Origin of the sequence: Hydrogenimonas sp. (assembly GCF_029932565.1) — a bacterium.
In the GTDB taxonomy this organism is placed as follows: domain Bacteria; phylum Campylobacterota; class Campylobacteria; order Campylobacterales; family Hydrogenimonadaceae; genus Hydrogenimonas.
This window is the reverse complement of sequence record NZ_JAOZPV010000078.1, coordinates 1-7,337: the sequence shown is the minus strand read 5'-3', so window position 1 is coordinate 7,337 and position 7,337 is coordinate 1. Positions and strand designations below refer to the sequence as shown.

7 protein-coding genes are annotated in these 7,337 nt (G+C 49.8%); 1 reads left to right on the top strand and 6 read right to left on the bottom strand.

Going from position 1 to position 7,337, the window contains the following annotated elements; translation table 11 throughout:
- Positions 1-77: 77 nt before the first annotated feature.
- The 6 genes from Q1K24_RS08390 to Q1K24_RS08365 are packed head-to-tail and all read right to left on the bottom strand — an operon-like array spanning position 78 to position 6,128.
- Positions 78-1,295, bottom strand: coding sequence for a peptidoglycan DD-metalloendopeptidase family protein (locus Q1K24_RS08390; protein WP_300368787.1), 1,218 nt, complete (start codon positions 1,293-1,295; stop codon positions 78-80).
- A gap of 5 nt (positions 1,296-1,300) precedes the next feature.
- On the bottom strand, positions 1,301-2,113 hold the full coding sequence (locus tag Q1K24_RS08385) for a hypothetical protein (protein ID WP_300368784.1): 813 nt from the start codon (positions 2,111-2,113) through the stop codon (positions 1,301-1,303).
- Entirely contained in the window at positions 2,100-2,771 is a 672-nt protein-coding gene (locus Q1K24_RS08380) for an ABC transporter ATP-binding protein (RefSeq protein WP_300368780.1), read from the bottom strand. The genes Q1K24_RS08385 and Q1K24_RS08380 overlap by 14 nt, the downstream gene beginning before the upstream one ends.
- Complete coding sequence (gene trmB / locus Q1K24_RS08375) at positions 2,756-3,937, bottom strand: tRNA (guanosine(46)-N7)-methyltransferase TrmB (RefSeq protein ID WP_300368777.1); 1,182 nt, start codon at positions 3,935-3,937, stop codon at positions 2,756-2,758. Before trmB ends, Q1K24_RS08380 begins: the two co-directional genes overlap by 16 nt.
- Before the next feature lie 9 nt (positions 3,938-3,946).
- Entirely contained in the window at positions 3,947-5,203 is a 1,257-nt protein-coding gene (locus tag Q1K24_RS08370; protein ID WP_300368774.1) for a hypothetical protein, read from the bottom strand.
- On the bottom strand, positions 5,100-6,128 hold the full coding sequence (locus Q1K24_RS08365) for an RluA family pseudouridine synthase (protein WP_300368771.1): 1,029 nt from the start codon (positions 6,126-6,128) through the stop codon (positions 5,100-5,102). Before Q1K24_RS08365 ends, Q1K24_RS08370 begins: the two co-directional genes overlap by 104 nt.
- A 44-nt stretch (positions 6,129-6,172) precedes the next feature.
- Here Q1K24_RS08365 and Q1K24_RS08360 point away from each other — a divergent pair, with 44 nt between their 5' ends.
- On the top strand, positions 6,173-7,294 hold the full coding sequence (locus Q1K24_RS08360) for an FtsW/RodA/SpoVE family cell cycle protein (RefSeq protein ID WP_300368768.1): 1,122 nt from the start codon (positions 6,173-6,175) through the stop codon (positions 7,292-7,294).
- The last annotated feature ends 43 nt before the right edge of the window (positions 7,295-7,337 follow it).

The window sequence follows — 7,337 nt, the reverse complement described above, 5'->3', positions numbered from 1 at the left end:
ACAGGCGGAGCACCCGAGCAGGCACACTCCTAAATCCATAATGCCCATATAACCCGGCGTAAATCGCCGGGTCTGATTTAGCGCAGCCGAATCAGTTGGAGCGGATTGATGTGGCGGTTTTTCTGTGTCACTTCGAACATCAGCTCTTTCTCCACCCGTCCGATGACATACCCTTTTTTGATCTTCTTTCCCTCACGGATCGTCGGAGCGATTTTATCCATTTTCGCATAGATGGTATGCAGGTTGTTCTTGTGCTCGATAATGACGACTTTGCCGAGCATAGGGGTCTTTTTGGCAAAGACGACACGCCCGTTCAGAACGTTTTTGACTTTGGCATTTTTCCTGTAGGGCTGCAGTGTTACCGATTCGTTGAATATCTTGATTTTATAGACCGGATCGATATACGAGCCGAACTTCTTCACCACCTTGGCTTTTCCGACCGGGGATATTGTCTTTTTGCCCCGATAACGCCCTATGGCATGTTTCTGGTAGGAGGAGCCGATGGTACGGACCTTCAGTTTATCCCCTTTCGCTATGGCCGCATTTTCGGTTTTTCTTCTCTTTCGTTCCGCTTTTTCGGCCTCCCGCCGTTTCAGAATTTTGAGTTTCGCCAGTGTATTGCGCAGATCGCTCTCCTCTTTCTGCAATTTTTCGAGTCTGCTCTGGTACTCTTTTTTCTCCTTTTTGAGTTTCGCCATCAGTTTTTTACGCCGTTCTTTCTCTTTGGCTGCCGTCTTTTTCCGTTTTCTGAGCCGCTCTATCATTCGTTTGATGCGTTTGGCCTCTTTTGTCAACGATTCGCTTTCGGCCAGTGTTTTCAGATAGGATGACTGCATCGATTTGAGTCGTTCGTTATCATTTTTGATCAGGGAGGAGAGGACTTCCGATTCGATAACATCATCGGGAGATTGGACGCCCTCCTCTTTTTTGAGCTCTTCGAGAATATAGCGGTTTGCCAGAAGTGCAACAAGTCTCCTCTCCTGCTCCTCCCGCGTTTTGTCCAGGTTTTTGGAGATCCTCTCGATCTCTTCGAGACGCTTCTGTCCCTCCGCCAATAAAATCGAATTGACGGCAATCTCTTTCTCCGATGTCAAAATAATCAGGTCGAGTTGTTTCAGTTTTTTTTGATTCTGTTCGATCTGTTTCGCGATTTTTGCCAGTTTTCTGTCCATATTGGCATAGCTGCTTTTGGTACTCGCCAATCGCTGTTTGGAACTCTTTATCTTTTTATCGATCGAGGCGCCGAAAAGAGAGATCGCGCAGATAAGAAAGAGCGGGAAAAGTCTGTAGAGCATCGGCCTTAAAGTTCCTCCCTGAACCGTACGACAACCCACATTGCACAAAAAAGTGCAATCCCGAATCCGGCCGAAGCGAGATAGGTCAAATCGTTCAGATGGAGAAGCAGGGTTGTATTGATCCCCATCTCCGTCAATATTCCTTTGACATAGTTATCTGAAATCAGATAGACCATGCCCCCCGTAACGAGCAGAATAGCGATCAGCGCATCGACGAAGGCGAGCCGGAAAAGCACACCGCTGCGAAGCCATACCGGTGCTCCGAAGAGTGCCATGATCTGCATTCTCTCTTTATGTTCGAGCTGCCATATCACCATCTGTTTCATCACCAGCAGGAAACCGATGAGACCGATGAGGGCGCCGAAGATATAAAAGTTCGTCTTCATGAAGAGCAGCATGGCATAGAGCCGGTCATGCACCTTTTCGAAAATCTGCACACGCTTGACACCTTTGACCGAAAGAAGGTCGCGTTTAAGTTTTTCAAGCCTTTTTTTGTCCGGGTAGTGTCGGAGTTTTACCGTGTAGAAGGCCGGAATCACCGCTTTGATTTTTTCAAGATTCCGTTTGCTGATCTGCTTTCGGATACGCAGAAGTACACTTTCCGCATCCACGGATTCGACCGAATTCACCAGAACATTCGCATGTTTTATCTGATTCGGTTCGACCGACTTCTCCGCAACCACGATCACAGTGTACTGTTCCTGCAGACGGGTTTCGTAATCTTTGATGACCCGGTCGAAAACGAGCAGATATTCGATCGCGAAAAGAATCGCGAAAAGCGGCAGGATGAGTCCGAGATGATTTCTAATGAATGTCATAAACGACTCCGTTTTCTATCATCAAATGACGATACTCCGCGTTGAACATTTCGGGAATATGGTGTGTGACGACGACGACCGTCGTCTCAAGCTCTTCGTTCGCCCGCTCCAAAAGTTCCCAAACAACCTGCGAAGAGTAGTCGTCGAGGTTGCCGGTCGGTTCGTCGGCAAGAATCAGAAAGGGGTTGTGTGCCAAAGCCCGCGCCATCGCGACACGCTGCTGCTCCCCGCCGCTCAGTTCCATCGGATATTTGTCCGATTTGTGGGAGAGTTTGACATGGTTGAGAAGCTTGATCGCCTGCGCACGGCACACATCTTTGGGAAAACCTGCGATAATGAGCGGAAGCATCACGTTCTTTTCGACGCTCCACTCTTTGATCAGCTTGTAATCCTGAAACACGATGCCGATATGTCGGCGGAGTTTGTAGAGTTTCGAACCGGAAATCGAACGCATGTCGATACCGCCGACACTCAAATCACCACCCGAAATATCCATCGCCCCATACATCGATTTGAGCAGTGTCGACTTCCCGCTTCCGCTCGCACCCGTAACGAAAACGAACTGGTTCGTTTCCACCCGGAATGTCGCGTTTTTAATTACGGGTTCATGCCTCGGGTAGGCGAGTTTCAGACTGTTCGCTTCTATGACGTTTCGCATAGCCATTCCTTGATCGCCCGGTGCGCCTTGAGATTGGTCTGCGTCGCCACCGGTTCATGCGGATAGTAGAATACTTTTCCATTTCTGTTCAGCAAAAACTTGTGTTCCGGCCGATCAAAACTTCCCAGCGAAACACGCACAAGACCTTCCTGCCCGTTTATCGAGTAAAACCGTTCGAAATGGACAAAAAAATCCTCTTTGATCGTCGCTTTTTGCGGTCGCTTCTGATATAAATCTGTCACCGACGGCGCACAGGGAAAGGAAAAGTCTTTTGTAATTTTTCTCTCTTCGGAGATTTCGGGCGCTTCGACATGCACCTCGTATATATCCTTTTCCTGTCTGAGCCAGCGCTCTTCGTATTTGCTTCGCACCGCCGCTTCGCCATTTTTCTCCACGGTGAAACGGACCCGTTTCGGCCGCGTAAAGATCTCCATGGCGTAGCGAAAATAGTTCTCGCTGTCGGTTCGCAGTTCCAACGTCCCATCCGGAACCAGCACACGCATCGCCTCGTCCAAAAACGGTTCGGAAATAACACGGCGATGCGGCTTTTTGTCCCACGGGACAGGAAAGTGAATAAAGATGCGTTCGACACGGTTACTCGGAAGAAGCTCCATAAAAAGACGTGCATCGTAATCGATCACCCATACATTGTCGATTCCCTCGAGGTCGATTCGGCGCATCACCTGTTCAAGCGAAGGCCGATGAATCTCAAGACCTATCAGATGCACCTCCGGATGGTTCTGCGCCTGATGAATCAGGTGACGCCCGCTGCCGAACCCTATCTCGATCCATAGCGGTTTCTCCGGCAGATCATCGGCACGGAACCGGGCAATCTCCTTGAGTGAGGGAAGAGGTTCTTTCAGCTTTGCCTGTTCGACATTGGCGATGTTCGAATAGAGAACCTGCGGCCTGACAGTGGCGATGTAGGCCTGAAGCGCTTTCTTGATCAACGCATTGGGTGAAGGCCGGGATATCTTCTCCGACTTGATTAAAACCGAATCCCCTTTCGCTTTGACCTGAAGGAGAAAAGGGACGCCGGATACCTCGACACCCAGCAGCCCTTCCCCTCCGTGTTCCAGATTTTCTGCATACCATTCAAACCGTACACCCTCCGCTTCGAAAGGCAAAGCAGGAATTTCAAATGCGGATATACGAATATGCGGCATGAAGCTGCGTTACTTTTTTTCTGCTGCGATATAGAGTTCCACCGGTTCCGAGGGCTTCGACTCGATCCCGTTTTTATCGACTTCCAGCACACGATAGGTATATTTGACACCCGGGCTCATCGTTTTATCCACGAATTTCGTTCCATAGATATTGGTGAAAATCTTCTCTTTTTTGCTCAAACCTTCCCAATGTGTACGGATAATGGTGTATTTTTCGGCTCGATTGTCGACCGGTGTCCAGGTGATAATCGCCTGGTTGAATGCGATTTTGGCTGCCGTTATCGAAGGTGGCGAAGGCTTCGCCAGCGTCGAACCGATGACAGGAGATTCCGGCATCTGGCTCTCCAGACCGTCTTTGTCGACAGCCGTCACTTTGTAATAGTAGAGTTTGCCATCCTCTTCGACATGGTCTTCGAAGCTCGTACCCTCCACTTTGGCACGATAGCTGTAAAAGCCGAGAGCGAACGGCGCACGATAGAGCTTGTAGTAGACGACGTCAGCCGTCGGACTGGGCTCCCATGTCAGACGAATCGTTTTGGGAAGGTCGGTCGTCGCTTTCAGCTCCCCCGGCATGAGCGGCAACGGTTTTGTGATCGCTTTGACCGGCTGGCTCGGATGGGTGAGAAGTCCGTTGCAGAGCTTGGCCCGGATACGATACATATAGACCTCCCCGTCTCCCAGATTTTTGTCCATATACTCCGCACTGAGCCGATGCTTGATATCGGCCTGCTTTTTCCAGTCGCCCGGCTTCGACACGGATGCACGCTCGACGACGTATCCGACGACACGAAGATCCTGGTGCGGTCTCCAGATCAGCTTGATACGGTTTGGAAGATCGGTAATGGCTCGGACAAAACTCACGGAATGAATCATCGGGGCCGTTTTGACATGAACAGGTGCAGACTGTCTGGATTCGTATCCATCTTTGTCGAAAGTCGACATCTGATAGACATACTCCGTGCCGGGTGTCAACTTGGTATCGACATAGTGTGTACTGTAGCGATCTTCGATCTCCGCGACACGCTTGAGCTTCTTCTCCTCGCTGTTGGGATCGAGACGATAGAGCCGATACCCCTCGATCTTCATCGACGGCACCATCTGCCACTCCAGCCCCACTGCCGTCATGCTGCTGATCGTCCGTATCGACTGGACATTGGGCAGGTCAGCCTGAACCTTCGGCGCCTCCTGTGTCATGATCTTCGAAGAACAGCCGGTCGCAATGATCGCCAAAGCGCCGTAGAAAATTGCACGGATCCAAAATTTCATCTAATTGCTCCTTTTCAAAACAGCTTTCAAGACGCTCCCTCATATCGTACGGTATCGGTGCTACAAATTGCATCGTTTTTCCGGTTTTGGGATGGTCAAGATAGAGAATGTATGCATGTAGTAAAATTCGTTTTATTTTATCGTTCCTGCTCTTAAAACCGTATAAACTATCCCCGACGATATGGCGGTTCAGTGACGCCAGGTGGACCCGGATCTGATGAGTACGCCCCGTATAGAGCTTCGCACCGATCAATTCATAACGGTTTTTTTCACTGACAAGAAGTTTTTCGAAACGTGTTTTTGCCGCCCTGCCCCCTTTGACGACTCCCATTTTCAACCGATTGGCAGGATTGCGGCCTATCGGAGCCTCCACAACTCCGGACTCTTTTAGCGGGTAGTCGATCAGGGCGACATAATAGCGCCCCATCGATCTGTTCTGCAACTGGTCGGAGAGTTTTTCGTGGGAAGCATTGTTTTTTGCCACGACCATCGCCCCGCTTGTCTCTTTGTCGAGGCGGTGGACGATGCCGTGACGCTCTTCGCCGCTGATCGTCGATAGATTCACACCTTTGGCCTTGAGCCAGTCGACCAGGGTGGGGGTTTTGACACTCGGTGCCGGATGGACGACAAGACCGGAGGGTTTGTTGAGTACGAGAATCTCTTCGTCCTCATAGATGATCGGAACGTCGAAATCGACGGATTCGGCTTCATAGGAGGGCTCTTCGGGTATCGTGTACTCCACCTTCTCACCCGGAACAACCTTGTATCCGGCTTTTTTGACGACTTTCTCGTTGACCTGTACCAGACCCTTTTTAATGAGCTGTTCGATCTGATTCCGTGATCCGCCGATATGCCGATGCAGAAACTTGTCGAGACGCTCCGCATTGTCGACCGTCAACGTCTCCGTTAATCTCTCTTTTTTCATTCGTAGGGTACAATTCCTGAAATAATTGTGGGCAGTAGGATTCAATGAAACACAGACTGATGTTTGACAGGCGAATTTTAACACATTTCGATTTTTTTCTGATTCTTCTCATTCTGCCTCTCATCGTTATTTCACTCACTCTTGTCAACGAAATCAGCCCCTCGCTTTTCAGAAAAGAGCTCTTCTATATCGGGCTCGGTTTTATCATTTTTTTCATCTTTTTTTTGATTCCCTGGCGCTCCATCCGGTGGCTCATTCCCTTTTTCTATTGGACAACGATTCTCCTTCTGATCAGTGTCGACCTTTTCGGCGTAACGAAACTCGGTGCTCAGCGTTGGCTGCAGATGCCTTTTATCGGGTTGACCATTCAACCTTCGGAACTTTTCAAACCCGCTTTTCTGCTGATGCTTGGACACCTCATACAGGAGAATCCTCCACCGCCCGGAGGATACACCCTGAGAGATTTTCTCAAATTTTCCCTCTATATTCTTCTGCCTTTCATACTCATCGCAAAAGAACCCGATCTCGGAACCGCTCTCGTCCTCCTCATCATCGGCTACGGTGTTCTTTTTCTGGTCGGCGTTCACTGGAAAATCTGGGCCGGTATCGCCATCACTCTCGCCATCGTCGCACCATTTCTCTACTCCAATCTGCACGACTATCAGAAAAAGCGGATTCACGACTTTCTGTCGGAAAAACCGAGCTACCATGTCCAGCAGTCGATCATCGCCATCGGCTCGGGAGGCATGCAGGGAAAACCGAAAGAGGAAGCGACGCAGACCCAGCTGAAATTTCTGCCTATCGCATCGAGTGACTTTATTTTCTCGTACTATGTCGAACGTTTCGGTTTTACGGGTGCGGCTATCCTCATTCTCATCTACGCCCTGCTCATTCTGCATATACTGAGCCTGGGGATGCACGCTCGGGGCGACTATTTCATCCAGGTCACAGCCTACGGGATCGCATTTCTCCTCTTTGTCTATACCAGTATCAATATTCTCATGACCATCGGTCTCGCCCCTGTTGTCGGCGTTCCCCTCCCCCTCCTGAGCCACGGGGGAAGCAGCTTCATCAACTTCATGGTCCTTTTCGGCATACTCGAGAATTTTATTGCTTTTCGGTTCAATTTCCTGTATAATTCCGGCTCTAAAGTCACCTTTCTTTAGGGCCAATAGCTCAGTTGGTTAGAGCATCCGGCTCATAACCGGA